General features: G+C 59.4%; 26 protein-coding genes and 1 tRNA gene. 15 read left to right on the forward strand and 12 right to left on the reverse strand.

What is annotated here, in order from left to right; all coding sequences use genetic code 11:
- Positions 1 to 5 precede the first annotated feature (5 nt).
- Positions 6 to 1,631: an APC family permease gene (locus tag BT204_RS09125; protein WP_072446549.1), complete on the reverse strand. Its 1,626-nt coding sequence runs from the start codon at positions 1,629 to 1,631 to the stop codon at positions 6 to 8.
- Between the two features lie 187 nt (positions 1,632 to 1,818).
- Here BT204_RS09125 and BT204_RS09130 point away from each other — a divergent pair, with 187 nt between their 5' ends.
- Both BT204_RS09130 and treS read left to right on the forward strand, forming a co-directional pair.
- Positions 1,819 to 2,607, forward strand: coding sequence for an AraC family transcriptional regulator (locus BT204_RS09130; protein ID WP_032897151.1), 789 nt, complete (start codon positions 1,819 to 1,821; stop codon positions 2,605 to 2,607).
- Between the two features lie 185 nt (positions 2,608 to 2,792).
- On the forward strand, positions 2,793 to 4,856 hold the full coding sequence (treS, locus tag BT204_RS09135; RefSeq protein WP_072446551.1) for a maltose alpha-D-glucosyltransferase: 2,064 nt from the start codon (positions 2,793 to 2,795) through the stop codon (positions 4,854 to 4,856).
- 163 nt (positions 4,857 to 5,019) lie between these two features.
- Here the strand turns inward: treS and BT204_RS09140 are convergent, their stop codons facing one another.
- Positions 5,020 to 5,448 carry a glycine zipper domain-containing protein gene (locus BT204_RS09140; protein ID WP_034127523.1) on the reverse strand — a complete coding sequence of 143 codons (429 nt, stop codon included), beginning with the start codon at positions 5,446 to 5,448 and terminating at the stop codon, positions 5,020 to 5,022.
- A gap of 226 nt (positions 5,449 to 5,674) precedes the next feature.
- Here BT204_RS09140 and BT204_RS09145 point away from each other — a divergent pair, with 226 nt between their 5' ends.
- Positions 5,675 to 6,133: an Hsp20 family protein gene (locus BT204_RS09145; protein ID WP_014718573.1), complete on the forward strand. Its 459-nt coding sequence runs from the start codon at positions 5,675 to 5,677 to the stop codon at positions 6,131 to 6,133.
- Positions 6,134 to 6,199: 66 nt separating this feature from the next.
- Here the strand turns inward: BT204_RS09145 and BT204_RS09150 are convergent, their stop codons facing one another.
- The gene (locus BT204_RS09150) at positions 6,200 to 7,096 is read right to left on the reverse strand and encodes a LysR family transcriptional regulator (protein WP_054898127.1); all 897 of its coding nucleotides are present in this window, start codon (positions 7,094 to 7,096) and stop codon (positions 6,200 to 6,202) included.
- A gap of 339 nt (positions 7,097 to 7,435) precedes the next feature.
- Between BT204_RS09150 and BT204_RS09155 the strand changes: the two genes are divergently transcribed.
- The 9 genes from BT204_RS09155 to BT204_RS09195 all read left to right on the forward strand — a co-directional run bounded on the left by BT204_RS09155 (position 7,436) and on the right by BT204_RS09195 (position 16,661).
- Positions 7,436 to 8,122, forward strand: a complete 687-nt coding sequence (locus BT204_RS09155; RefSeq protein WP_057975819.1) for an isochorismatase family protein — start codon at positions 7,436 to 7,438, stop codon at positions 8,120 to 8,122.
- Positions 8,123 to 8,188: 66 nt separating this feature from the next.
- The gene (ycaC, locus tag BT204_RS09160; protein ID WP_003191542.1) at positions 8,189 to 8,815 is read left to right on the forward strand and encodes an isochorismate family cysteine hydrolase YcaC; all 627 of its coding nucleotides are present in this window, start codon (positions 8,189 to 8,191) and stop codon (positions 8,813 to 8,815) included.
- Between the two features lie 442 nt (positions 8,816 to 9,257).
- Complete coding sequence (gene pstS, locus BT204_RS09165) at positions 9,258 to 10,289, forward strand: phosphate ABC transporter substrate-binding protein PstS (protein ID WP_034127521.1); 1,032 nt, start codon at positions 9,258 to 9,260, stop codon at positions 10,287 to 10,289.
- A gap of 74 nt (positions 10,290 to 10,363) precedes the next feature.
- On the forward strand, positions 10,364 to 11,329 hold the full coding sequence (gene pstC / locus BT204_RS09170; protein WP_003191517.1) for a phosphate ABC transporter permease subunit PstC: 966 nt from the start codon (positions 10,364 to 10,366) through the stop codon (positions 11,327 to 11,329).
- A complete protein-coding gene (gene pstA, locus BT204_RS09175; protein ID WP_014718563.1) occupies positions 11,329 to 12,222 on the forward strand; it encodes a phosphate ABC transporter permease PstA in 894 nt (297 codons plus the stop codon). Before pstC ends, pstA begins: the two co-directional genes overlap by 1 nt.
- A gap of 76 nt (positions 12,223 to 12,298) precedes the next feature.
- On the forward strand, positions 12,299 to 13,060 hold the full coding sequence (gene pstB / locus BT204_RS09180) for a phosphate ABC transporter ATP-binding protein PstB (RefSeq protein ID WP_019817112.1): 762 nt from the start codon (positions 12,299 to 12,301) through the stop codon (positions 13,058 to 13,060).
- A gap of 56 nt (positions 13,061 to 13,116) precedes the next feature.
- Complete coding sequence (locus tag BT204_RS09185; RefSeq protein WP_034127520.1) at positions 13,117 to 13,815, forward strand: hypothetical protein; 699 nt, start codon at positions 13,117 to 13,119, stop codon at positions 13,813 to 13,815.
- Complete coding sequence (locus BT204_RS09190) at positions 13,815 to 14,432, forward strand: hypothetical protein (protein ID WP_072446554.1); 618 nt, start codon at positions 13,815 to 13,817, stop codon at positions 14,430 to 14,432. The genes BT204_RS09185 and BT204_RS09190 overlap by 1 nt, the downstream gene beginning before the upstream one ends.
- A gap of 369 nt (positions 14,433 to 14,801) precedes the next feature.
- Positions 14,802 to 16,661, forward strand: a complete 1,860-nt coding sequence (locus BT204_RS09195; protein WP_072446557.1) for a calcium-binding protein — start codon at positions 14,802 to 14,804, stop codon at positions 16,659 to 16,661.
- Positions 16,662 to 16,815: 154 nt separating this feature from the next.
- Here BT204_RS09195 and BT204_RS09200 read toward each other — a convergent pair whose 3' ends face one another.
- Entirely contained in the window at positions 16,816 to 17,283 is a 468-nt protein-coding gene (locus BT204_RS09200) for a MerR family transcriptional regulator (protein WP_233453309.1), read from the reverse strand.
- A gap of 94 nt (positions 17,284 to 17,377) precedes the next feature.
- Between BT204_RS09200 and BT204_RS09205 the strand changes: the two genes are divergently transcribed.
- Positions 17,378 to 18,016, forward strand: a complete 639-nt coding sequence (locus tag BT204_RS09205; RefSeq protein WP_034127517.1) for an NAD(P)H-dependent oxidoreductase — start codon at positions 17,378 to 17,380, stop codon at positions 18,014 to 18,016.
- A 156-nt stretch (positions 18,017 to 18,172) separates the two neighbouring features.
- Here the strand turns inward: BT204_RS09205 and BT204_RS09210 are convergent.
- Positions 18,173 to 18,259 (reverse strand) — tRNA-Leu (locus BT204_RS09210).
- A gap of 223 nt (positions 18,260 to 18,482) precedes the next feature.
- Here BT204_RS09210 and BT204_RS09215 point away from each other — a divergent pair.
- On the forward strand, positions 18,483 to 18,959 hold the full coding sequence (locus tag BT204_RS09215) for a hypothetical protein (RefSeq protein WP_060764279.1): 477 nt from the start codon (positions 18,483 to 18,485) through the stop codon (positions 18,957 to 18,959).
- Between the two features lie 131 nt (positions 18,960 to 19,090).
- Here the strand turns inward: BT204_RS09215 and BT204_RS09220 are convergent, their stop codons facing one another.
- Entirely contained in the window at positions 19,091 to 19,618 is a 528-nt protein-coding gene (locus BT204_RS09220; RefSeq protein WP_072446559.1) for a DinB family protein, read from the reverse strand.
- A 124-nt stretch (positions 19,619 to 19,742) separates the two neighbouring features.
- Between BT204_RS09220 and BT204_RS09225 the strand changes: the two genes are divergently transcribed.
- Positions 19,743 to 20,441, forward strand: a complete 699-nt coding sequence (locus tag BT204_RS09225) for a tellurite resistance TerB family protein (RefSeq protein ID WP_034127613.1) — start codon at positions 19,743 to 19,745, stop codon at positions 20,439 to 20,441.
- On the opposite strand, the gene BT204_RS09230 is transcribed toward BT204_RS09225, so the two are convergent.
- The 6 genes from BT204_RS09230 to BT204_RS09255 all read right to left on the reverse strand — a co-directional run bounded on the left by BT204_RS09230 (position 20,438) and on the right by BT204_RS09255 (position 26,614).
- Positions 20,438 to 21,250: a hypothetical protein gene (locus BT204_RS09230; protein ID WP_072446561.1), complete on the reverse strand. Its 813-nt coding sequence runs from the start codon at positions 21,248 to 21,250 to the stop codon at positions 20,438 to 20,440. The genes BT204_RS09225 and BT204_RS09230 overlap by 4 nt on opposite strands.
- A gap of 18 nt (positions 21,251 to 21,268) precedes the next feature.
- On the reverse strand, positions 21,269 to 21,616 hold the full coding sequence (locus BT204_RS09235) for a DUF2493 domain-containing protein (RefSeq protein ID WP_003191350.1): 348 nt from the start codon (positions 21,614 to 21,616) through the stop codon (positions 21,269 to 21,271).
- 64 nt (positions 21,617 to 21,680) lie between these two features.
- On the reverse strand, positions 21,681 to 24,395 hold the full coding sequence (gene mgtA / locus BT204_RS09240; protein WP_072446563.1) for a magnesium-translocating P-type ATPase: 2,715 nt from the start codon (positions 24,393 to 24,395) through the stop codon (positions 21,681 to 21,683).
- 236 nt (positions 24,396 to 24,631) lie between these two features.
- Complete coding sequence (locus tag BT204_RS09245) at positions 24,632 to 24,925, reverse strand: hypothetical protein (RefSeq protein ID WP_054897297.1); 294 nt, start codon at positions 24,923 to 24,925, stop codon at positions 24,632 to 24,634.
- Positions 24,926 to 25,243: 318 nt separating this feature from the next.
- Positions 25,244 to 25,855: a LysE family transporter gene (locus BT204_RS09250; protein WP_054919097.1), complete on the reverse strand. Its 612-nt coding sequence runs from the start codon at positions 25,853 to 25,855 to the stop codon at positions 25,244 to 25,246.
- A gap of 276 nt (positions 25,856 to 26,131) precedes the next feature.
- Complete coding sequence (locus BT204_RS09255) at positions 26,132 to 26,614, reverse strand: arsenate reductase ArsC (protein WP_072446565.1); 483 nt, start codon at positions 26,612 to 26,614, stop codon at positions 26,132 to 26,134.
- Positions 26,615 to 26,621: the final 7 nt, after the last annotated feature.

Raw genomic sequence — 26,621 nt, forward strand, 5'->3', positions numbered from 1 at the left:
CTCCATCAGTGGGTAGTCGGGGATAGTGGGGCGCTGTAGTGCGCGTCGCTGACGGCTTCGCTTTCGTCCTCTTCCTGCTCCAGGCGTACCAAGTGGGCGGGTACGCCGGTGGCGGCGCCCCAGTAGTAAATGCCCAGGGCGCAGGCCGCCACCACCAGGGTGTCAAACGGGTGGCTGATCACACCGATACCGCCAAAGCTGCCGAGCTTGGAGAGCAGGATGGTCACGGCGTAGAAGCCGATCAGCCAGGCCGAGGAGCGTACTTGTTGCTTGAGGTTCAGGTGCGCGGTCGGCACCCAGCGCGCGCACAGCAGGTACACCACAAACATCAGGATTTGCAGGCCCAATAGCCACGACACCGTGCTCCAGCCCGACCAGTAGACGATCAACGCAGCGATGATGAATGACAGCGGGCCCAGCACCGCCATGCCCTTGACCCGAAACGGGCGCGCCATGTCGGGTGCATTGCGGCGCAGGGCGGCGACTGTCACCGGGGCCACGGCATAACTGAGGATCAGGGCGGCAGACACCACGTTAATCAGCGCTTCCCAGGACGGGAACGGCAAGGTCCAGAACACCGACAGGCCAAAGGTCAGCCACAGCGCCGGGCGCGGGATGCCGGACTTCTCATCGATGCGCGTGAAGATCTTGAAAAAGGTGCCGGTCTGCGCCCATCCATACACCACGCGCGGGGTGGCGTTCATGTAGATGTTGCCGCAGCCGCTGGGGGAGATCACTGCATCGGCCACCACCAGGTAGGCCAGCCAGCCCACGCCCAGCGCCAGGGCGATATCGCGATAGGGCAGGGCCAGTTCCTTGCTGATGCCGGCCCAGCCATTGGCGAGCATTTCGGTAGGCACGCCGCCGAGGAACGCGGTTTGCAGCAGCACATAGATGGCCGTAGACAACAATACCGAGAGGATCAAGGCGATGGGGATGGTGCGCTGTGGGTTTTTCACTTCGCTGGCCACCGAAATGATCGGCGTCAGGCCCAGGTAGGCAAAGATCACCCCGCCTGCCGACACGGCCATCTCGATGCCCGACAAGCCGAACGGTGCAAAGCCATGCACCTGGAAGTTCTCCGGCTTGAAGAAGGTGAACAGCACGCCGATCACCAGCAACGGCACGATGAACTTGAATACGCTCACCAAGTTATTGGCGATGGCAAAGGTCTTCACGCTGCGGTAATTGAGCACAAAGAACAGGCACAGCAAGGCAAATTGCACCAGCCAGCCCAGGGTGGTGGGGTCGCTGGAGCCGGCCTTGGTCAGCTCTGGAAACCAGGCTGCCGCATATTGACGCGAGGCGACCACTTCAATCGCCACCAGGCTGGAAAACGCGATCAGCGTGATAAAGCCCATCAGGTAGCCCAGCAGCGGGCCATGGGAATACACCGGGTAGCGCACCACGCCGCCAGCGCGGGGTAGGGCGGCGCCCAGTTCGCAGTAGACAATGCCCAGCAACAGCACGGCGAAACCGCCCAGCAGCCAGGAAAAAATCCCCGCCGGGCCTGCGATGGCAGACACGTGACTGGCGGCGAACAACCAACCCGATCCGAAGATGGCTCCCAACCCGATAAAGGTGAGGTCCATCAGTGACAGCTGTTTCTTGAACTTGCCTTGGCCTGACATAGCGGCGCCTTCTTGTGAGTTATTGGATAGGCATGCAGTGGCGCTATCCTGAACCCATCAGGCAGGCTGACGATTGATGTTTTGCGCAGGGATGGATGACGAATTCAGCACAATTTGCCGCGCTCGACAGCGCTCGCCCCATGCCTCAATCTGCTGGCTGTCGACGAATAAAGGGGCTGAGAAAGTCATGTTGCAAAGCGCGTTCGCGAGCCTTTTCCAAGGCAGCCGACCCCACAGCATCGAGCAGCTATTAAGCGGGGTAGAGCAGTTGCTGCCGATGCTTGATGTACTGCCCAATGCTGCGATTTTCATCAAGGACATCGACGCTCGCTACGTGCTCGCCAACCGCACCCTGGTGCAACGCTGCGGCCTCAAACAACTGCAACCGCTGCTGGGCAAGACCAGCGCCGAAGTGTTTCCCGCGCAATTGGGCCCCGGCTATACCGAGCAGGACAGGCGCGTGCTGAAGCAAGGCCTAGTACTGGAGGATCAACTCGAACTGCACCTCTACGGCACCCGCGAACCGGGCTGGTGCCTGACCCACAAGTGGCCGCTGTACAACCAGCTCGGTGCGATCATCGGCCTGGCCGGGATCTCGGTAGACCTGCAATCAGCCAGTGAAACCCACCCGGCCTATCAGCGTCTGGCGGCGGTGGACGAACACATCCGCAGCCACTTCAACCGCCGTGTCACCCTGGGGGAATTGACCCGCATCGCCGGGATTTCCGTGGCGCAACTGGAGCGCTACTGCAAGCGCGTCTTTCACCTCACCCCCCGGCAAATGATCCAGAAAGTCCGGCTGGAACACGCCCGGCGGTTGTTGCATACCGAGCTGCCGATTACCGAGGTGGCGCTGCAATGCGGCTACACCGATCACAGCGCGTTTACCCGGCAGTTCAAATCTTCAACCGGGTTCACCCCTAGGCAGTACCGGCAAGCGACGCAAGGCGGCAGCGCAGGTGAATGTCTTCTGTAGGAGCGAGCTTGCTCGCGAAAAACTCACAGGCGCCGCGTTCATTCAGGAAGCACGCGTTATCGTTGACGTTTTTCGCGAGCAAGCTCGCTCCTACAGGGTAAGCGTTCTATTGCGATGCAACGAATGCCGCCCACGCCCCTCATATGCTTACACCGACCCTTTTCACCACGACAGGTACCGAGCTTATGACCGCGGCGAACAACGATCATGTGAACTGGCTGGTGCAACATTCCATGCTCCACGCAGCGCGCCAGCGAGCCAAGCTGTATTCGGGGCAAGGCCGCCTGTGGCAGCAGCCTTATGCACAGACCCGGCCGCGTGACGCTTCGGCCTTGTCGTCGGTGTGGTTCACGGCCTACCCCGCGTCGATTGTCACCCGCGAAGGCGGCACCGTGCTGGAGGCGCTGGGGGACGAAACCCTGTGGCATACCCTGTCGAAGATCGGCATCCAGGGCATTCACAACGGCCCGCTGAAGAAGTCCGGTGGTTTGTCTGGCACCGAGCACACCCCGACCATCGACGGCAATTTCGACCGCATCAGCTTCGACATCGACCCGCAACTGGGCACCGAGGCACAATTGCAGGCCTTGACGCGCATGGCTGCCGCGCACAATGCGGTGATCATCGACGATGTGATCCCGTCGCACACCGGCAAGGGCGCGGACTTTCGCCTGGCAGAAATGGCCTATGAGGACTATCCCGGCCTGTACCACATGGTCGAAATCCGCGAGGAAGACTGGCCGTTGCTGCCCGACGTGACTGCCGGACGCGATGCACAAAACCTCAGCCCCTCCCAGGTAGACGCACTGCGCGACAAGCACTACATCGTCGGCCAATTGCAGCGGGTGATTTTCTTCGAGCCCGGCGTCAAAGAAACCGACTGGAGCGCCACCCCGGTGGTGCTCGGCGTAGATGGCAAGCCGCGGCGCTGGGTGTACCTGCATTACTTCAAGGAAGGCCAGCCGTCGCTCAACTGGCTCGACCCTTCGTTTGCTGCGCAGCAGATGATCATCGGTGATGCGCTGCACGCCATTGATGTGATGGGCGCGAAAATCCTGCGCCTGGATGCCAATGGCTTTCTCGGCGTGGAGCGCAAGCTCGATGGCACGGCCTGGTCCGAAAGCCATCCGCTGTCGATCACCGGCAATCAGTTACTCGGCGGCGCCATTCGCAAGGCGGGCGGGTTCAGTTTTCAGGAACTCAACCTCACTGTGGACGACATCGCGTCCATGTCCCACGGCGGCGCTGACCTGTCTTATGACTTCATCACCCGGCCTGCCTACCAGCATGCATTGCTGATGGGCGACACCGAGTTCCTGCGTCTGATGCTGCGCCAGATGCACAGCCTCGGCATCGACCCCGGCTCGCTGATTCACGCGCTACAGAACCACGATGAACTGACCCTGGAGCTGGTGCACTTCTGGACGCTACACGCCCATGACAGCTTCCTGTTCCAGGGCCAGACCTTCCCCGGCAACATCCTGCGCGAGCATATCCGCGAACAGATGTACGAACGCCTGACCGGTGAGCATGCGCCGTACAACCTCAAGTTCGTCACCAACGGCGTGTCCTGCACCACCGCCAGCATCATCACCGCAGCCCTGGGTATTCGTGACCTGGAGGCGATCACCCCGGCGGATATCCAGCAGATTCGCCAGATCCATTTGCTGCTGGTGATGTACAACGCCATGCAACCTGGGGTGTTTGCCTTGTCCGGCTGGGACCTGGTGGGCGCGCTGCCGTTGGCGGCCGAAGACGTGGCGCACCTGATGGCCGATGGCGACACACGCTGGATTCACCGTGGCGCCTATGATCTGGTAGACCTGAACCCCGACGCCGAACTGTCAGCTGGGCAAATGCCGCGCTCCAAAAGCCTGTATGGCAGCCTGAACAGCCAACTGCAGGACCCGGAGTCCTTTGCCTCCCAACTGCAAAAAATCCTCGCCGTACGCCGCGCCTACGACATCGCCGCCAGCCGCCAGATCCTGGTGCCGGACGTCGAGCATCCAGGCTTGCTGATCATGGTGCACGAACTACCGGCGGGTAAGGGCACGCAAATCACTGCGCTGAACTTTGGCGCCACGCCGATCACCGAAACCCTGCACCTGCCCAACATCGCACCGGGGCCGGTGGTGGATATCATCAATGAGCGGGTGGAAGGCGATTTGACCGAGGAGGGCGCGTTCACGATTACGTTGGACGCGTATGAAGGGTTGGCGTTGCGGGTGGTGAGCAGCACGCCGATGTAAAGGCGACGAAACGGTAACTGTGGCGAGGGAGCTTGCTCCCGTTGGACTGCGTAGCAGTCCCAGCCTCTTTGAACAAAAGAGCGGGGCGGCTTCGCGCCCCAACGGGAGCAAGCTCCCTCGCCACAGGTCAGTGTTTGTTGGCTAACAGCGCCGTGCCACGCGATCAGTGGTGCTTGTTCTTGTGCTTATGCTTGTTGCCTTTGTGCTTGCCGCCACCGGAACGATGACCGCTCTCGTCATCCGCCAGGTTGTTACCCAGCGCGCCACCGGCTGCGCCACCCACGCCGGCGCCGATGGTTGAACCGGTGGTGCCGCCCAGGCGATTGCCAATCAGCGAACCGCCTGCCGAGCCCAAACCTCCGCCAATCGCCGCTTCGGTCTTGTTGCCCTTCTGCGCACCCACTGCACTCCCGGCTGCGCCCCCCACGCCGGCGCCGATGGCCGCACCTGTCGAGCCACCAAGCTGCTGGCCCACCACGTTGCCCAATACACCGCCGACACCGCCTCCCAGCGCCGCCGTACCATCTCCAGCGGCCAGGGCCCCTTGGGAGATCAGAATGCCCAATGCCAGGGCCGGGAATGTCATTTTCATTTTTTTGTACCTCAAGGGCTGTCTCAGGCGCTCACGGGGTAAAGCACGCCTGGCATTTTGATTAGAGCACACGCCATAACACTTGGGCTTGGGTGATCGCCCCTTGCACAAGAAAATTTTTTTCAGCCCTCTTGAATTCCTTTTACGCGTCCATAAATTTTTGATCACGCGATGCCGAATCCGGGTCGCGTACTAAATCACTTGGAGAAACTCAGGAGATTTTAAAATGGCTACTACCCTGTCGTTGGCCCCACTGTTCCGTCAATCGGTGGGCTTTGATCGCTTCAATGACCTGTTCGAGTCGGCGCTGCGCAGCGAGGCTCCGAATTCCTATCCACCTCACAACGTGGAAAAGCACGGTGACGACGCGTACCGCATCGTGATCGCCGTGGCTGGCCTGACCGAGGAGGATCTGGATATCCAGGTCGAGAGGGGTGTATTGACGGTTTCCGGCGGAAAACGCGAAACCGACGATAAGGTCGCTTACCTGCACCAGGGCATTGCCCAACGTGCGTTCCGGTTGTCGTTCCGCTTGGCCGACCATATCGAAGTACGTGGCGCATCCCTGACCAACGGTTTGCTCAACATCGACCTGCTGCGTGAAGTGCCTGAAGAGGCCAAGCCAAAACGCATCATGATTGGTGGTGAGACCAAACCCGAGCTGCGTCAGGTCAGCTTGCAGTAAAACAATCGGCGGTAAAAAGGCGCTCTACGGAGCGCCTTTTTTGTGCGCGCTGCAAACGCAAGCCGGCTAAGCCTGGGTATTGGGTGCAAACAACTGCTTGGCCTCGGCAAAACACTTCTCTGCAATGACCGAGCGCGGTTCGGTCTTGCGCATCACCATGCCCAGGGGCGCAAGGACGCTGGCATCCGGCAGGTGGATAAACGCCAGGTTCTCGATGGGGCTTTCCAGGCCGCTGTCCAACGGCATGATCGCGCAACAGAAGCCTTCGTGGATGGCCTGGAACAGTTGAAAGGTGGAGTCGCTTTCCAGAATCGGCTGGGGATCGAGACCGCGGCTGCGGAAACTCAAGTCGATGGATTTTCGGTAGTGCATGCCATTGCTGATCATCCCAAGGGGCAGTTCGGCGGCTTCTTCCCAGCTCATCTGTGTGCCTTCGAAGTGGAAGTGGCGGGTGTCGTACAGCAGGCCGACGCGGGTTTCGCCCAGCTCGAAAAACTCCAGGTAATTGGGGCTGACGTGGTCCAGGTAGCACACGCCCAGGTCCAGTTGGTTGGTGCCCAAGGCTTCGATGATTTTGTCCGAACTCATGGAGGTGAGGCTGAACTTGAGTTCCGGGAAGCTGTGGGACAAACCCTGGATAAAGCTGATCGGGTTGAAGCCGCTCAGGGGCACCAGGCCCAGGCGCAGGTTACCGACCAACTGGCCGCGACACGCAGCGGCTTCGGCGAACAGGCCGTCGTGTGCGGCGAGCAGGGTCCTGGCCCAGGCCAATACGCGTTCGCCGGCCTGGGTGAAACCTTCGAAGCGTTGGCCGCGGGTTACCAGCTCCAGGCCCAGTTCTTCCTCCAGGTTGCGCAGGCGCATCGACAGGGTGGGCTGGGTGATGTTGCAGCGCGCGGCGGCCTGACCGAAATGGCGGGTCTGCTCCAGCGCGATCAGGAATTTAAGCTGCTTGATGTCCATGAAGGCACCTGCCTGGAAATAAGTGAACGGTCATGATTGGCGCAAGTGCCTGAAACCCACGGGGTGGAGCCGATGATCGCATTGTAACGACCGCCACGTCCAAGTGCCCTTGCCACCGTGCGGCTGCATTGTTCCATTTTTGAGATGGAGCGGCCCGTTTCAGCCACTACCTAACCCTGAACGCGATGCTTAAGGTGGTCCCACTGTTTTTTTGGGGTGGGCCTGCTGACACACGTCCAGGTCGTTGCCCAAGCGTATCTGTACAGGAAGTACAGGCACGGCCGGGCGCAGTTCCGGCGCACACGCCAGGGAGGTATCGCCAAGCAAGAGGAAATGCAAATGACTGCATCAGGTAACGCTGCAAACTTCAATGGGCAAAAGCCGACGATTGACCCCGCTGACACCGCCATGTTGCTGATTGACCACCAGAGTGGTCTGTTCCAGATCGTCAAGGACATTGATGTTCCTCAATTGCGCGCCAATGCCATCGCGCTGGCCAAGGCCGCGACCCTGCTTAAAATACCGGTCATCACCACCGCCTCGGTGCCGCAAGGCCCCAACGGCCCGTTGATCCCGGAAATCCACGAAGCCGCGCCGCACGCCCAGTACGTGGCCCGCCGTGGCGAAATCAACGCGTGGGACAACCCGCAGTTCCATGCCGCAGTCAAAGCCACCGGCAAAAAGACGTTGGTGATCGCCGGCACCCTGACCAGCGTGTGCCTGGCATTCCCGTCCATTGCGGCGGTGCATGAAGGCTACAAGGTGTTCGCGGTGGTCGATGCCTCGGGTAACCACTCCAGGTTGGCCACCGACCTGACCGTTGCACGCCTGGCCCAGGCCGGCGTAGTGCCGATCGACATCATGGGCACGCTGTCGGAGCTGCAAGGCTCCTGGAACCGCCCGGATGCCCAGGAGTGGGCCAACGTCTACACCCAGGCCATGCCGCACTACCAGCTTCTCATCGAGAGCTATGTCAAGGCTCAGGAAGTGGCAAACAACCACGAAGTACTAGACTCACAGCGCTAGTAAACACGCTGGGTTCTTTACGGGGCGCCCACTCGGGGCGTCACCTTCTTTATCAGGAGTACCACGATGTCTACACCTTACGTTCGCTTGGACAAAGACAACGCCGCTGTGCTGTTGGTCGACCATCAGGCCGGCTTACTGTCATTGGTCCGCGACATTGACCCGGACAAATTCAAGAACAACGTGCTGGCCCTGGCTGACCTGGCCAAGTACTTCAAGTTGCCGACGATCCTGACCACCAGTTTCGAAACCGGCCCCAATGGCCCGCTGGTGCCCGAGCTCAAGGCACTGTTCCCGGATGCGCCGTACATTGCGCGCCCAGGCCAGATCAATGCCTGGGACAACGAAGACTTCGTCAAGGCCATCAAGGCCACCGGCAAGAAGCAATTGATCATTGCCGGCGTCGTGACCGAAGTGTGCGTGGCGTTCCCGGCGCTGTCGGCCCTGGCCGAAGGCTTTGAAGTGTTTGTGGTCACCGACGCCTCCGGCACTTTCAACGAACTGACCCAGCAGTCCGCCTGGGCCCGCATGTCGGCCAACGGCGCGCAACTGATGACCTGGTTTGGTCTGGCCTGTGAGCTGCACCGCGACTGGCGCAACGACATCGAGGGCTTGGGGACGTTGTTCTCCAACCACATTCCGGACTACCGCAACCTGTTCACCAGCTACAACGCGTTGACTGAAGGCAAGTAAGCCTGACGCGAGGCTGCCGCTAGCCCTGAGGGGGACGGTAGAGCGCCTATTTCACTGGCACCCCTAGGTCCACATGTGGGAGCTGGCTTGCCTGCGATGGCGGCATTGCGCCTGGCACCTATTTATCTGACACCGCGCGATCCAACTGTGGGTGTCAGGTAAATAGGCGTTGGCTGTCGGGCCGTCATTGCAGGCAAGCAAGCTCCCACAGTTGGATCGCGGAGCGTCAGTTGGATCGGCGTCGACCGTCGCGGGAGCAAGATCAGTACCGCTAGAGGGATGACAGCACTTTAGTCGTAATTTGTTACTAACCAATGCCCTAAAAATACAACGCTGTGGCGGCAAAGCGGGACAAAACACCCTCTCGCCATTCAATTTTCATAAAAATGTAACAACCCTGCTTCACAGTTCGGGAGCCCGTCACCACAACGAGTTCCTTTTAATGAAAAGCTTGATGAAGTCCGCAGCACTCGCCGTCACGGTATCCCTGTGTGCCTCCTCCTTGACCTTCGCCGCCGAAAACGTGCGCCTCACCGGCTCTGGCGCCAGCTTCCCTGCACCGATCTACCTCACCTGGTTCAAGGATTTCAGCAAGAAGACCGCTGGCGTCACCGTGGATTACCAGTCCAAGGGCAGCGGCGCAGGTGTGCAGGACTTCCTGAATAAAACCGTCGACTTCGCCGCCAGTGACTCGGCCATGAAAGACGAAGACATCGCCAAGGTCGCCGAGGGCGTGCAATTGCTGCCAATGACCGCCGGTGAAATCGTGCTGGCCTATAACCTGCCGGGCAATCCCAAGGGCCTCAAGCTGCCACGTGATGTTTACTCCAATATCTTCCTGGGCAAGATCACCAAGTGGAACGACCCACAGATCGTCGCCGCCAACCCGGACCTGAAGCTTGGCGACACGCCGATCACCGTGGTGGTGCGCGCAGACTCCAGCGGCACCACGGCGGTCTTCACCAAGCACCTGGCCACCATCAACCCTGAATTCAAAACCGCGCTGGGGGAGGGCAACACCGTCAACTGGCCGGCCAGCGACAAATTCATCAAGTCGCCCAAGAACGATGGTGTGACTGCCACCGTACGCCAGACCCCAGGCGCGATTGGCTACATCGAGTACGGCTTCGCCAAACTGGCCAAGGTTGACTTCGCCCAGTTGCAGAACAAGGCCGGCCAGTACGTGGTGCCAAACGCCGAAAGCGGCGCCGAGGCCCTGGCCGCAGTGAAGATGCCGGAAAGCCTGGTGGCCTGGCTGCCGGACCCGGACGGTGCCAAGTCTTACCCGATCACCTCTTACACCTGGATGATTTTCCGCAAGGACAACGGCAACCCTGCCAAGGCCAAGGCCATGCGCGAAATGGTTGAGTACAGCCTGACCGAGGGGCAGAAAATCGCCGACTCCATGGGCTACATCCCGCTGCCGCCATCGGTGGTGGAGCAGGTTCGCAAGGCATCCGCCAACATTCAGTAACACCCGTGAGGCCGCTCTCGGTGTTGGCTGTTTGCCGCGCCGGGGGCGTTTCCCCCCTGTTCCGGAATTAGCCAATGAACAAACCTTTCGTCGTACCGGTTAACCGGGATTCTGCCTGCCAACCTCCCTCGGCCAAAGACTTCCTGGTCGATCGCACCTTCCGTGGGCTCGCGCGAATCGGGGTGGTACTGATTCTGGCGTTGGTCGCAGCCTTGGTATTCGAGGTGGGACGCAAGGCCTTGCCGGGCATGGAAAAGCACGGGTTCGATGTGCTTTTTGGCAGCGTCTGGGACGTTAACCAGGGCAAGTACGGGATCTTGCCGGCCATTTGGGGCACGCTCTACAGCGCTTTCATCGCGCTGCTGATTGCAGGCTTTTTCGGTGTCAGCATGGCGATTTTCCTGACTCAGGATTTTCTGCCGGCCAAGCTGGCCGCTGTGTTTCGCACCATCGTTGAGCTGCTCGCGGCTATTCCCAGCGTGGTGTACGGCCTGTGGGGCATATACGTGGTGATCCCGGCCATTCGGCCACTGACCACCTGGTTGAACAGCGAACTGGGTTGGATACCGTTTTTCGGCACGTCCCTGAGCGGGCCGGGGTTGCTGCCTGCGGCGCTGGTGTTGGCCATCATGATTCTGCCGACGATTGCCGCCGTATCCCAGGACGCGCTCACCAGCGTGCCGATGAAGACCAAGCAGGCCGCCTACGGCATGGGCACCACCCATTGGGAGGCGATTCTCAAGGTGATGGTGCCATCCGCCGCCACCGGTATTTTCGGCTCCCTGGTACTCGGCCTCGGCCGTGCGCTGGGCGAAACCATGGCGCTGGCGATGCTGGTGGGCAACGCCAACAACATTTCACTCTCGCTGTTCGCGCCGGCCAATACGTTGGCAGCCTTGTTGGCGCTGAACTTCCCCGAAGCCGGGCCCAACGAGGTGGAGGTATTGATGTACGCCGCTCTCGTCTTGATGTTCATCACGCTGCTGGTGAATGTCATCGGTTCCATGATCATGCTCTACGCCCAACGGGGTAACCGATGATGACGAATCTCACATCCCCTATCACCGCTGTGCCGAGCCTGCAGCGCAAGTTCGAAGGCCGCGCCTTGCGCAGTCTGGTGTTGACCACATTGGTATGGTTTGGCGCGCTGCTGGCCAGTGTGCCGCTGATTTCCGTGCTCTACATGCTGATCACCCGTGGCGGCGCACGCCTGAGCCTGGAGGTGTTCACCGAACTGCCGCCCACCGGCTTCGAAACAGGCGGCGGTTTCGGCAACGCCATGGCCGGCACCTTTGTGATGGTCGGTATCGCTGCGGCGATTGCGGTGCCGGTCGGCATCATGGCCGCGATCTTCCTGGCCGAACTGGGGCCGGACAGCAAATTGGCCAACGCTGCACGCTTTGCCGCCAAGATGCTCACCGGCTTGCCTTCGATCCTGGCCGGGGTGTTTGCCTATGCCTTGGTGGTGATGACCACCGGCACCTACTCGGCACCGGCCGGCGGCGTGGCCCTGGCGGTACTGATGCTGCCCATCGTGGTGCTGACGGCTGAAGAGTCGATGCGCATGGTGCCCAAGATCATGAAGGACGCCGCCTATGGCATGGGCTGCACCCGCTCCCAAGTGATCTGGAAGATCATCTTGCCGACCGGCCTGCCAGCGATCCTCACCGGCGTAATGCTTGCAGTGGCACGTGCCGCAGGCGAAACCGCGCCGTTGTTGTTCACCGCGCTGTTCAGCAACTACTGGATCTACCACGACGGCGACTTGGCGGTGATGAACCCCACGGCCTCCCTTGCAGTGTTGATCTACAACTTTTCCGGCATGCCCTTCGACAACCAGCTGGAGCTCGCCTGGGCGGCCTCGTTGGTGTTGGTGATGATCGTGCTGGTCGTGAATATTGTGAGCCGTATCTTCGGCAAGCCTAAGTATTAAGAACGGGAGCATCTGAATCTTGAACGTCTCAACTGCGCAAATAGCCGCTCCGTTTGTTACCCAATTGCCTGTGGTCATGGACTGCAAGCTGGACAGGATTTTCTACGGCAACTTCATGGCAGTGCGTGACAGCCATGTGCCGATCGAGAAAAACAAGATCACCGGTTTCATCGGCCCGTCCGGCTGCGGCAAAAGTACGGTACTGCGCAGCCTCAACCGCATGAACGACCTGGTGAAGGGCTTTCGCTTCGAGGGCCACGTGCATTTCCTGGGTCAGGACGTATATGGCAAGGGTGTAGACCCGGTGGTGGTGCGCCGTTACATCGGTATGGTGTTCCAGCAGCCGAACCCGTTTTCCATGAGCATCTTCGACAACGTCGCCTTCGGCCTGCGCTTGAACCGCTACAAAGGCGACCTGGGCGACCGCGTCAAGCACGCCCTGCAAGGCGCTGCGCTGTGGGATGAAGTCAAGGACAAGCTCAAGGTCAGCGGCCTGTCGCTTTCCGGTGGCCAGCAGCAACGCCTGTGTATTGCCCGTGCGATTGCCACCGAGCCCGAAGTGCTGTTGCTCGATGAGCCTTGCTCGGCACTCGACCCGATTGCGACTCGCCGGGTAGAGGAACTGATGGTGGAACTGAAGAAGGATTACACCATCGCCCTGGTCACCCACAACATGCAGCAGGCGATCCGCGTGGCGGACACCACGGCGTTTTTCTCGGTGGATATTTCCCAGGGCACGCGTACCGGCTACCTGGTGGAAATGGGCCCGACCGCGCAGATTTTTGGCAGCCCGCGTGAACAGATGACCGAGGATTACATCAGCGGCAAGTTCAGCTGAGTAACTCCATGTTCGATAGAAACCGCACGTGCGCCACCGTCAGCCCAGGAATGCCAATGTCTGCAACGCATCGTCTTGATTTGTCAGCGATTGAACGCGCGCTCCGCAAAGTGCAGAGCCGCTTTGCCCAGCTCAGCACGCAATTTACCGAGCCGCGCGACCCCTTGACCGACGAAGTGCTGCACAACGTGCTTGAAGGCTATGCGCTGGTTGACGACTATGTCGCACGGGGCGTTGACCTGTTTGACCTTCATCATCTGGACTTGATGCTGGAGATCAACGCCACGGTGCTCTGCGGTAGTGACCCGGCGCGCCGCGTGGAATACGCGCAGCACCTGGCCGCCACCGAGGAGCACTTCTTCAACAACGTTGAAGGCGGTATCAAGGACTTGTTCAATTGGTATTGCGCGTATCGCAGTGAATCGGTGTGGAAGCGTGCGGCCGGTGTGTATGTGCGCATCCTCAGCAAGCCGCAGTTGTTCATCGAAGGCAACAACCGCAGTGGCTCGCTGATCGTCAGTTATCTGCTGATGCGGGCCGGGTTGCCACCGTTCGTGCTGACGCTGGAAAATGCCGAGGGTTACTTCAATCCTTCCTCGGTAATCCGCAACTCGGCCAAACATGGGGTGAAGGCGTTGTATGAATTGCCCAAAATCAAGAAAAAGTACGCCGCCTTCCTGGAGGAACAGGCCCCGGATCCCAAGGCGTTTTTCTTGAGCGACGCACCACAGCCTATTTATCAGGGAGGCCATTAATGCGCTGGTATCCAACACTCGCCAGCCGAGCCGTGCAAGCTATCCAGCAAGCGCTTCTCATGCGTGCCGCCAAGCGACCGCGTGTACGCATCTCCTTTGATATCGACGACACATTGGCTTGCCAGCTCCACCACGCTGATGTCGAGAGCAGTTGGCTACCGGCCTGCGCTCATCGTTGGTGGGGAGAACCGCTGCGTATTGGCACCCGTTCGCTGACGCGAGAGCTGCGGCGCCAGGGTTGCAGTATCTGGGTCTACACCTCATCGGGCAGGGCGCCTTCCTACATCAGGCGCTGGCTGATGCTGTACGGCATTCGTGTCGATGGCGTAGTCAACAGCGTGCGGCATAATCACGCCCTCACGGTGCATGGGCTGTCGAACACCCCCTCGAAATTTCCGCCGGCCTTCGACATTGATTTGCACGTGGATGATTCCGAGGGTGTGCGCCTTGAAGGTAACGACCACGGCTTTCGCGTGGTGGTGGTCGATCCGCAGGATGAGCACTGGGCACAACGAGTGCTTGAAGCCGTCGCGGGCGTGCAGGCGCAACTGGCCCGGCAGCAATTACCCAGGTTCAAGCAGCCTGTATGCCAAGGTGCTGAGGTTTATTCTTCCTGAGTTCCAGAGAAACCTGAACTTCTTGAGCCCTTATTGCAGTTCACAACTTGCTATAAGGGTTTGATTTTCTTTGACTCGCCAGTCACGAACAACACAGAACTTCACCTCTTGTTCGACAAACAGCGCTTATGGCGCTTTTGTCGTCTATCTCCCCAAGTACATACCCTTGTCATCCGATAGTCGGTCACTTTAACGCGGCACTTCTAGGCTAGTGTTGATGAGCTTCCTTAATGGTCAACCTCGATATTAAGCAACGAAGCAGCCTGAACAGAATGCACAACAACAATTTCAATGCATATTGTTTAGCCCGGCGCATCAGGTATTACCGTTGACTTTCGGTGTTGATCGCTGGGCTCAAGGAGTACTGACATGGCTATATTCGATTACAAGGGGCAAGACGCCCGCGTCCTGATTTCAGATGCCTGGACCCTCGCCACTTACACCAGCGGTGTTGCCACCGTCGGCGCGCTCTACAACATTCCGGGGCTTGTGCTGGGCGAGGGCAACACCTTCGCGCTGCCCAAGGGCTGGCGTGAGATCGGCGCGAGCGAACTGCAGGTTGATAGCAGCCACACCGACATCACTGGAAGTTTTACCGGCGACGGCGTCTTTGGTTCTCAAGCCAGAGTGTTTGGTCAATACGATGACAGCGGCCAATTAGTCAAAATGGGTTTTTCCATTGCCGGCACCAACTCGCCAATTGATCTGCTGGGTTGGCCGGCGATGATCGATAACTCTTATATCAACGGCTATGACTACCTGCTCAATTCAATCAAGGATTACGCCACCGGCCATAACCTGAGCGGCAAGGATGTTCTGGTCACCGGCTATAGCCAGGGTGGCTCCGTTACCAACAGCATGTATATCGGCAAGGACACTCTGGCCGACGGTTTTTTCAAGGATTCGGACTACTTTGGCATGGAGTCGCCCAAGTCCAGCAACAGCGACGGAATCTTCAACTTCGGATTTGAAAACGATGTGGTCCACCGTCTCACAGGTCAAGAGACCAACGTGGGCAGCGCCATTATCGATGCGCTTCAAGGCAGTGATGCCAGTTACACCTCGACGACTGACAACATCGTGCTGTTCGACACAATCTACGCGCTGCCAACCTGGCCCAATGGTCCGTTCTCGATTGCCAACCTGTCAGGATGGGCCGCGCACCTGGAAGGCATTTTTATCAACCCTATCCAGCGTATCGCCCAATCGACCTTCTACGATTACATCGAGCGCGACAGCACCATCATCATCAGCAACCTCGACGCCATCAGCCGCAGCTTTACCTGGGTCAGCGACAAACAGACCGCCACCTCCAACCACTACGGCACACCGGCTTTCCTGCTGGGCACCGACAGTTCGGACAAGCTGCAGGACGGCCGCAGCGATGACTTCCTCGACGGGTTCAAGGGTGACGACAGTTTCCGGGTGAGTACCGGTACCGATATCGTCGCCGGCGGCGAAGGCAACGATAAAGTCTTCCTCAAAGGCACCGCGTCTTCCTACGAAGCGGTGAAACTCAGCGATGGCACGTTGTTTCTGAACGACGGCAGCGGCCAATATGGCCTGAAGGAATTGCACGGCGTAGAGCATGTAGAGTTCGAAACCGGCCTGGCCAACAGCCTCGGCCATGTGCCCGTGCTCGGCGGGCTCTTCGGTGGTATTGGCGAGGTCCTCACGCCGGCCTATACGGTGACCAGTGGCAAACTCGACTTCGAAGGCCTGTTCGGCGCCGATAAGGCGTATGCCAAATCCATCGAAGGCAGCCAGCTGGCCGACACCCTCAAAGGCACCGCCGCTCGCGACCTGATATTCGGCCAGAACGGCAATGACCGGCTCGACGGTGGCGCCGGCAATGACCTGCTGCACGGCGGTGAGGGCAACGACACACTGCTGGGCGGCACCGGTAACGACGCGCTGTATGGCGCCAACGGCAATGACGTCTTGATCGGCGGGCAGGGTAATGACCAACTCAGCGGTGGCGTGGGCAGCGACCTGTTTGTTTTCGACCTGCGCGGGTTCGGCCACGACGTGATCAGTGACTTCAACATTCATCAGAATGGGAAAGACCTGCTGGTGTTCGCCAAGTCGCTGTTTGCCAGCGCCGATGCTGTGCTCGGTGCGACTACCCAGCACGGCAGTGACAGCGTGATTCTGGCGGGGGACAGCAGTGTCACCCTGGTGGGGTTCAATGCGGCGCAGTTGAGTGCAGAGATGATCAGCGTGGTTTGATGCCGGATCGGTAAAGCCGGTGATAAAACCTCACAGGATCGTTGATGCTGTGGGGTTTTTTCTTGCTTATCGCTTTATAGCAATCTGTCAGTGCGAGAGGCAGCATCAGGTTTGTATTTGGTTGAGATCCAGATCTCGCAGTATTGCGCTTTCTTTACTTGCTGGTAGCCATCATGTGTTTGCTTCGCATGACTACGGCTCGATCAGGTCGTAATCGCTCCACGCTGCTTGGGCAATCCAATCCAGGTGCGATGCCCGTACGAAGGCTTTCTTCGAGGACTTCTTGCAGCATCAACAACTCCTCACGCTGCACTTTTAGCGTGGCTTCGATGTGCTGTATCTCCTCCAGGCGTACATTGATCTGTTCCAGAGTGAGGGATTTGGAGCAGCTACCGTCATGAAGGAAGAGGCCACGAATGGTGTCGAGGGAAAACCCCAGCCTTTGCGCGTGGATCACGACTTCCAAGCGTTTAATGGTGGTTTCGCTGTAATAGCGATAGTTGTTCACGTCACGCGTGGGAGCGTCCAGCAGGCCTTGCTCCTCGTAGTAGCGTATTGCTGGAGCAGCAAGGCCTGTGCGTCGCGAAATCTCGCCGATCTTCATTTTTTGCTTGACCTTCAAGTTGACTTTAATCCGCAGTATAAGCCGGAGCGCAATCCTGAAGGTATTCGGATTGGGCTGGATAAAGACCGTTGACCTGCGTGGAATATGAAGAATGAGCAAAATAACCGAGTTACTGAATTGGCGTTATGCGACGAAAAGTTATGACCCGTCCAAGACCGTGCCGGCTGAAAAGCTGGAGCGAATTCTGGAAGCGGTACGACTGACGGCGACCTCGAGCGGCCTCCAGCCATTTGAATTGCTGGTGGTGACTAATCCGCACATTCGCGAAAAGATCAAGGCGGTCAGCTGGAATCAGTCCCAGGTGACCGACTGCTCTCATTTACTGGTGTTCGCCGCCTGGGATGACATAACGCCTGAGCGCGTCAACATGATGTTCGACCTGACCAATACTGTACGAGCTACTGTCAACCAGGGGTGGGAAGATTACCGTCAAATGCTCCTCGGCATAGTCGCCGAGCGTGGGCAGGAGGCCAATTATCAAGCGGCTGCGCGCCAAGCCTATATTGGCCTGGGCTCGGCTTTAATCGCCGCGGCGTCCGAGCAAGTCGATGCAACGCCCATGGAAGGTTTCGATCCCTCGGCTGTCGATGAGATTCTGGGACTGGGGGCCAGGCATCTGCGCAGTGTGGTGCTCCTGCCGTTGGGATATCGGGCAGCAGAGTCTGACTGGCTGGTAAATTTGAAAAAAGTACGGCGGTCTCGAGAAAACTTCGTCACTGAAATCAACTAGGGAGACCGTGCAGCCGCCTCACATTGCGGCAGTAGTGGGGTGGCGCTTCATGGGCCGAACGGATTGTGTTCGGTCGGCAGGACGCCGCTGATGAGAATTGCGGAGCAGAAAAGATAAGGGCCTGCCCAGGTTTCCCTGGCAAGCCCTTGATATCTATGGTGCCCGAACCCGGAATCGAACCGGGACGCCCTTACGAGCGGGGGATTTTAAGTCCCATGCGTCTACCAGTTTCGCCATTCGGGCGGTAGCGCGGTGTAACAGGGTTGGGAATATATAGATCCAGCCGCTTCAGCGCAACCTCCCAGCCGGTTTTCCCGCATAAAGATGCGCAGAAAAAAACGTGGCAGATCAGTGATCTACAGGGCCTTTGTACCAAGTCCTGATGAACGCTTGCAACCCAGGAACAAGCCCCATAAATGACAGTCATAGCGATATGCCATTTCGGCATTTCGCAGGGAGTCGTTTGATGCTCAGTATCCGTAAGCAGGCTTGGATCATGGCCGCAGGTGTAGCGGGGTTGTTGGGCACTGGCGCGTTCAGCTCGGCGCAGGCGGGGAGTGCGGTGCAGTGGGGCGAATTTAGTGCGTCGTCTTCAGACAAGTTGACGGCCGGCTCGATGGACGTGGGCGGTGCCTATGTGTTGAAGCCGTCGGGTGTTTCCGTGGGGGATGTCGAGGCGCTGCAAGCTGGGCAAAAACAGAGTCAAAGCGAACTGCAAAGCTTGAAAAGCAAAGTAGAGGGGCAGGAGCGTGCGTTTGATGAGTTCAAGCGCAAGGACGGTTCGAGTGCCAGTAGCAGTGACAGTCAGCTGTCGAGTCTCAAGCGTACGGTGGATGAGCAGAAGAGCACGATAGAGCGGCAGAAAAGCGAGCTCGACGGTCTCAAGCGCAGCCTGGATGATTTGAAGCGCAGCGTGGAGACCTTGAGCAGCAAGGTGAAGTGACAGCACTGATGCTTTGGGCAATATGGGGCAACTGTGGGAGCTGGCTTGCCTGCGATAGCGATGTGTCAGTCACAGGTATTGAACCTGTTACACCGCCATCGCAGGCAAGCCCCCACATTGACCGTCGGCCTTCAGTCAATCAGTGCCAGCAAGTCGGTGACCCCCACGTCCACACCCGCCTGGCTCAGCAGTGTCGTCACCTGGCCGCGGTGGTGAGTCTGGTGGTTGAAAAAGTGCACCAGCAAACCGAAGAAGGGTTTCTCGGCGGCCACGCCGCGCATGTTGTGATAGCGCAGGCGGTGGTCGAGGTGGGGCTCTTGCACGCTGTGGGCCCAATCGATGATGAGTTGATCCAGCCAGGCGCGATGGGCCGCTAGTTCTGCAAGGCTGGCGAAGGCCAGTTGCTTAAGGTCGCCGGGCGTGGCAACCCCGTTCAGCGGCGCCAAGGCCGCAAAGTTGGCCGGGTGTTCGGCGAAGCGCTTGAGCCAGACGGTGTCACCCAGCATCAGGTGGTTCAAGGTGCCGAAGATCGAACCGAAAAACGCTTGGCGGTCCAGGGTCAACTGCGCGTGCGTCAGGGCGGCGGCGGCGTCGTAGACCTTGCGGTTCATCCATTGGTTATAGGTGGCCATCAGCGCAATGTGCTCGATGCGGTTCACCGCGGTTCTCCCTTCTTGGCGTGATGGCGCCATCATAAAGCTTGCCCGCCCGACGGTCATGGTGTTCCATCAGGGGAGGACTATGTTTGATCAATGCCACTATTGCGCCCCGGAGGGCGACACCATGAATACCAGCGATCTACTGGAACAACTGTTGCGTGCAGGGCAGCAAGGCGGCGGGGCTTCGGGCGGCGGCCTGGGCGGGTTGCTTGGAGGGTTGTTGAAGGGCGCCGGCACCGGCAATGCGTCTGCGGCGGGTGGCGGTTTGGGTGGTTTATTAGGTGGCCTGGGCGGCTTGTTGGGCGGCGCTCCGGCAGGTGGTACTACCCAGACGCGCAGCGGCGGTGGGATGAACTACGCGGCGCTGGCGTCCCTGGGGATGGCGGCCTTCCAGGCGTATCAAGCCTGGCAACGCCAACAGGCTTCGGCACCGCAGCAAGCTATCCAGACCGTTGACCAGCTTGAAGGGCCTGAAGCCGAAGCCCATAGCCACGGCGTACTGCGTGCGTTGATCGCGGCGGCCAAGGCCGATGGCAAAATCGATGCGCAAGAGCAGCAGATGATTTCTGCCGAGATCGGCCGTCATACCGACGACCCACAGCTGCAGCAGTGGCTCGACGCCGAAGTCGCCAAGCCCCTGGATGCCGCCGATTTTGCCGAGTATGCCAATGACCCCGCACTCGCTGCGGAGATTTACCTGGCGAGCGTGATGCTGGTCAATGATCAGCAGGACGCCGAGCGCAATTACCTCGACGACCTGGCCGGTCAGTTGCAAATCGATCCGCAATTGCAGCTGCATCTGGAGCAGCAGGCCAAAGCCTAGAACCTCAGCGTCGCCCCAGTGGTCAGCCACTGGGCGCGATCGCCAATCAGGCTGCGCCCAACCAGCAGGTCCACGTCAACAAATTCACCAATGTGCAAACGCGGCCCAGCCTGCCAGGCCTGTTCGCCGCCTTCCTGGCCATACCGCTCGCCAATCAGCGTGAGCTTCTCTGCCAACTGATATTCGAACCCCGTGCCCCAGGTCAGGCGATGTCGTTGATCACCGTCGTTGTAGGCGTGGCTCCAGCCGGCGTTCAGGTTCAGGCGCAAGGCATCCAGGGGTTGCCATGTCAGGGGGATGTTCAGGTCTGCGCCGTCAAGCCCGTGATGGCGATCCAGCGCGACATGCGCCCCGATAGCAATCGCCAGTTCCAAGCCCAAGTCTTGCCGTGACAGCACCTGCACCTTGGCTTGCGGGCTGATCTGCGTCTCACCTTTGCCTGCATCCACGGCCCGTGACAACGCGGCGCCCCATTGCACGGCTGGCATGGCGCTGAACGTGCAGGCGGGCGACAAGGTGCCGTTATGGGTACTGCCCGCGTGCCGCTGGGCGCTGTACCAGGCGTCGACATTGCATTCACCCGGCGTGTTGATCGCGCCGTCGTCAACCACATAAGCGCCGCCTGCGGCTTGCGCTTTTGAAATCAACGCGGCCACCAGGACAACGCCCAGGGTCACGCCGATAAAGATCAGGTTGCGCTGCAATGCACGGCGCTTTGCTGGCGGCAGTAACAGCAGGGTGTGGCGAGAGTGGCGTGCGCGATATTTGGCAAACCCGTCGCGGCGTGCCGGCGTGTGTTTTTTGTGCATGATGCACCTCGCTTGAGTTCAGCTTTCTACGGTCAGCACCGAAATGCCGCTGGCTTTGGCCTGGCAAACCAGCTCCGAGGTATCGTCACCGCCCGGCAGGGCGATGATCAGATCGGGGCGGCTGTCGGCCAGCATGAAGTGATTGCGCTGGCGTTCCGCCTGTTTGCCATGGCGCTGCCAATTGGGTGGATAACGCACCACGTCGATACCGATTTCCCGGGCCCATTCCTCGATCTCACTGCCCAGGAACTGGTTGCCGCCGTGGATCAGTACCTGCACCGGGCGCAGGCGGTGGTAAGCGTCCAGCACATGGCGGGACTTTTTGGTGTCGGCGTAATGACGACCTGCACAGATCAACACGCGCATGAGCAAATCCTTGTATTGCACGCAGGCGACCGGGCGGCCGCCTGCGTTTGAACGGCGGGGAGGGTCAGTACCACTGTTTGAAGCGGCGGATGTAGATCGTCTTCATCAGTTGGGCGACGCAGCAGTAAGCCAGCAAGGTGCCCACCAGCCATGGGAAGTACGCCAGCGGCAGCGGTTGCAGGCCCACCAGGGTGCCCAGCGGTGAGAACGGCACGTAGATGCCCAGGGCGATCACGATGCAGGTCATCATCAACACCGGCCAGGCGGCCGTGCTCTGGAAGAACGGGATCTTGCGGGTGCGTAGCATATGCACCACCAGGGTTTGCGAGAGCAGCCCTTCGATAAACCAGCCGGACTGGAACAGCGTCTGCATTTCCACACTGTTGGCCGAGAACACGTACCACATCAGCGCAAAGGTGGTGATGTCGAAGATCGACGAGGTCGGCCCGATCCAGATCATGAAGCGGCCGATGTTTTTCGCATCCCACTTGCGTGGCTTGGCCAGGTATTCCTTGTCCATCTTGTCCCACGGCAGGGCCAGTTGGGAGATGTCGTACATCAGGTTCTGCAGCAGCAGATGGATCGCCAGCATCGGCATGAACGGGATGAACGCACTGGCCACCAGCACCGAGAACACGTTGCCGAAGTTGGAGCTGGCAGTCATGTTCAGGTACTTCATGATATTGCCGAAGGTTTCGCGGCCCTTGAGTACGCCTTCTTCCAGCACCATCAGGCTCTTTTCCAGCAGGATGATGTCGGCCGATTCCTTGGCGATGTCGGTGCCGCTGTCCACCGAAATACCCACATCGGCATCCCGCAGCGCCGGTGCATCGTTGATACCGTCACCGAGGAAGCCGACGGTGTGCCCGTTGGTTTGCAGCGCCTTGAGCACGCGGGATTTTTGCAGCGGCGTGAGCTTGGCGAATACGGTGCGCTCTTCTACGCGGCGCAGCAGGGTGGCGTCGTCCATGGCTTCGATTTCCACACCCAGCAGCGGCTGGCCGGGTTCCAGGCCAACCTGGCGGCAGATCTTGCTGGTGACCACGGCGTTGTCGCCGGTCAACACCTTGATCGCCACGCCAATCTGTTGCAGCGCCGCAATGGCCGGGCCTGCGGTTTCCTTCGGTGGGTCCAGGAACGTCAGGAAGCCCTGGATCACCAGGTTGCGTTCGTCGCTGGTGGTGTACTGCTGGCGTGCCAGCGCTTTAGGGATATTGCGGGTCGCTACCACCAGCACGCGGAAACCGTCTTCGTTGTAATCATTGGCGAGCGCCAGTAGCGCCTCACGACGGCGGTCATCCAGGGGCAAGGCTTCGCCGGCCTCCATGACATGGGTAGAAATGCTCAGCATCTCTTCCACCGCTCCCTTGCATACCAGCAACTGATCACCGGCGGCATCCTTGACCACGATCGACAGGCGACGACGGACAAAGTCGAACGGCAATTCATCGACCTTGCTGTAGGCAAACGGCACCTGGAACTTGGGGTTCTGTTCCGAGAACTGCACCACCGCCTGGTCCATCAGGTTTTTCATGCCGCTCTGGTGAAAGCTGTTGAGCCACGCCAGGGACAGCACGGCGTCATCGCGCTGGCCAAAGGCATTGACGTGATGCTCGAGGATGATCTTGTCCTGGGTGAGGGTGCCGGTCTTGTCAGTGCACAGCACATCCATCGAGCCGAAGTTCTGGATCGCATTGAGGCGCTTGACCACCACTTTGCGCTTGGCCATGGCCGTAGCCCCCTTGGCCAGGTTGGCGCTGACGATCATCGGCAGCATTTCCGGGGTAAGGCCGACGGCTACCGCCAGGGCAAACAGGAAGGCATCGCCCCAATCGCCCTTGGAGAAGCCATTGAGGAAAAACACGATGGGTACCATCACCAGCATGAAGCGGATCAGCAGCCAGCTGACACTGTTCACGCCCCGGTCGAAGGCGGTTTGCACCCGCGAGCCGACAATCGCCTTGGCCAGGGAGCCAAAGTAAGTGCGCGGCCCTGTTGCCACCACCACTGCTTTGGCGCGGCCGCTGACCACGTTGGTGCCCATGAAGCAGATGTTCGGCAAGTCCAGCAGGTTGCCCTGGTCGGCGGCCAGGGTAGAGGCGGACTTTTGCGTGACATCGCCCAGGGTGTCGTACTTCTCCACCGGCAAGGCTTCGCCGGTCAGCACGGCCTGGCTGATAAACAGGTCGCGGGACTCGATCAGGCGGATATCGGCGGGGATCATGTCGCCGGCTGACAGCTGCACGATGTCGCCGGCCACCAGGTCGCGCATCGGCACTTCGCGCAAGAAGGGCTGGGCGCCAACCTGCTCGCGGCGCAGCACGGTGGCGGTGGTGCGTACCATGGCCTTGAGGGCTTCTGCGGATTTGGCCGAGCGGTGTTCTTGCCAGAAACGCAGCAGGCTGCTGAGCAACACCATGGTCATGATGATGATGACTTTGGTCAGGTCGACTTCTTCACCTGCCTGAAGTGGCAACCAATAGTCGGTGACAAAGCTGATACCGCCCAGGGTCAACAGCACGTAGATGAAGGGGTTGTTCAGTGCCTGCAGGAACTGGACGATAGCGTGTGGCGGCTTGTCATGGGCCACTTCGTTATAGCCTTCGCGTTGCAGGCGCGCCGAGGCGTCCAGTTCGGTCAGGCCGTCCTGGGTGGCGCGTACATTGGCGAGGGTGGCCGCCAGGCCATTGTGGGCTTCGCGGGCGGCACGCATCGACAGCCTGGTGTCGGCAGCGGTGCCATTTTTCTTGTGCAGAGGCGTGTTTTTTACGGCGCTCATTGTCTGTACTCCTGTCGCCAATTCTCGACAAAACATACCCTCTACTTACCTGCAGACAGGCGAGCGAAAGCATGCCGAGCCGCGGACTTCGCGATCGGTTCAAATAAAGTATTCAAATAACTTCTGAAGGGCCCGCTAACAGCAAGTTAGTTAACTAGCGTGCAGCAGGCTACTACTGGACGTGTTCATAAAGAACTCCAGGGTCATCAATAAGAAAGTTGCTGTTTCCAGCGAGGTCAGGCGGCGTGAGTACTCAGGTAGAAACCGAGCATCAAGCGCGCTTGCGCCAGGCAGGAAACCTGGGGTCTCTGCGGGTCTTGAGGGTCGGCATGATCCCAGTGCTGCACCAGGTGGCCGCTTTCAGGGCAGATACGCCAGTGCGCCAGCGGCGGGGCTGGGCGCACTTGAGGGGAGGGTGTGACAAAGATCGAGCGGCTTGGCGAAAAGCCCGCCGGCGCTCGGCACAGCTTGGCGCGCAGGGCTGCGACCAGTGTGCGCGTATCAGGCAAAACAAGGAGTTGGAAGGTCATAACACACCTCGGGACCGGACGGGCGACCGGTGAGGCAGTTACGGTGGAGCATCAAGCTCTAGCGCAGCTTACCGGACCTGGAACGCGAGTCCTGTCATATTCTGGGTTTGGCGCCCGATGCCCGCAAAGGCGGTGCTCGGACAGCGACTAGATACTGTGTCCATTGGCTTCTTTTGTGAGGTTTAAAAAAGGCCCCAGTTGCGGGCACGGGCAATCTACTCAGGGCGTCAGTGAATGTCAACGTATGATTAATTAAATTAACCAGTGTTCAGAGTTTGTTCAGACAAGAGGCGCGCGTAAGTTGTGGGTTGAATAACTTCATACACCTTGCGCGGCGAGGAGTGCCAGATAGATCAATACTAAACCGCAGGCCGCATAACTCGCACGCTGCCAAGTCGGTGATGCGTTCTTGCGTAGCAGGTTCACCAAGGCGGCGGTAAGAAAACACGAGAGTACCGACGCCAGCATGAAGCCGGCAAAAAACATCAGGGTCTGCCCGTGACTGGGGGTGGTGCCGACAATCCCCGACAGTGCGCTGCCCAAGGCGCCCCAGTAGACGATGTTTTTCGGATTAGCCAAGGAAATCGCCGCGCCCACCGCCAACGCATTTTTGCCTGAGCTGGCAGGGGCATTGTCCATTGCCGGTAACTGCCAGGCATCAATCAGGCTGCGAATGCCCAGCCAGGCCAGGTACAGCGCGCAGACGATTGTAAGTGGAACCCGCACTGCATCATGCTGGATCAGCAGTGCGATACCGGTGAGGCCAATCACGGCCCAGACGGCGTCGCCCACCAGTGAGCCGAACTGCACCAGCAACGCCGGCGTGAAGCCATGGAGCAAGCCGCGGCGCAGAGTCTCTGCCAGCACGGCGCCAGGGGAAAGGCAAAATACAAAACCGAATACCAGCGCATAGACAAAGATCGACAGCATGCTCAGTTCCTTTCGAGAAAGTGCCAGAGCATACGTCAGTCCGAGAGAGGGATACCACGCCCTCTGTAGGAACGCCCGCGATGGCGGCGCGTCAGCGACTGAATCTTCAACTGAACCACCGCTATCGCAGGCAAGCCAGCTCCCACACTGGCCGTGTATTGCCCACAGGATCAGCGCCCCCTGTAGGAGCGAGCTTGCTCGCGAAAAGCGTCAACGATAACGCGCGTTTCCTGAATGACCGCGGTGCCTATGAGTTTTTCGCGAGCAAGCTCGCTCCTACACAGGCTGCGGCGTTGAGGCAATGCGGTGGAGTTCAGCCTTCAATTCATCCGGCGATAGACGTGCAAAGGGCAGCGCAAAAAACGCCTCGCAGCGTGCGGTGATAATGTCGAGGGTGGCCTTGAATGCAGCCTCTACTTGCGCCTCGTCACCCTGCACTTCGGAAGGGTCCTCCAGGCCCCAATGCGTCTTCACCGCTGGGCCGAAATATACGGGGCACGCTTCACCGGCTGCTTTATCGCACACGGTGATGACCACATCAGGCGGGCTGTCTTGAAAGGCCTCATTGCCCTTGCTGTACAAACCTTCGATGCTGATGCCCGCCGCCTGCAGCGTGCTCAGGCTACGTGGCAACACCTGGCCCTTGGGAAAACTGCCGGCGCTGATCGCTTCAAAGCCCGGCGGCGCCAGGTGGTTGAACATCGCTTCGGACAAGATGCTGCGGCAACTGTTGGCGGTACACATGAACAGCACTTTCATTGCAGTC

Source organism: Pseudomonas sp. NFPP02 (assembly GCF_900119355.1).
GTDB classification, from domain to species: Bacteria; Pseudomonadota; Gammaproteobacteria; order Pseudomonadales; family Pseudomonadaceae; genus Aquipseudomonas; species Aquipseudomonas paracarnis.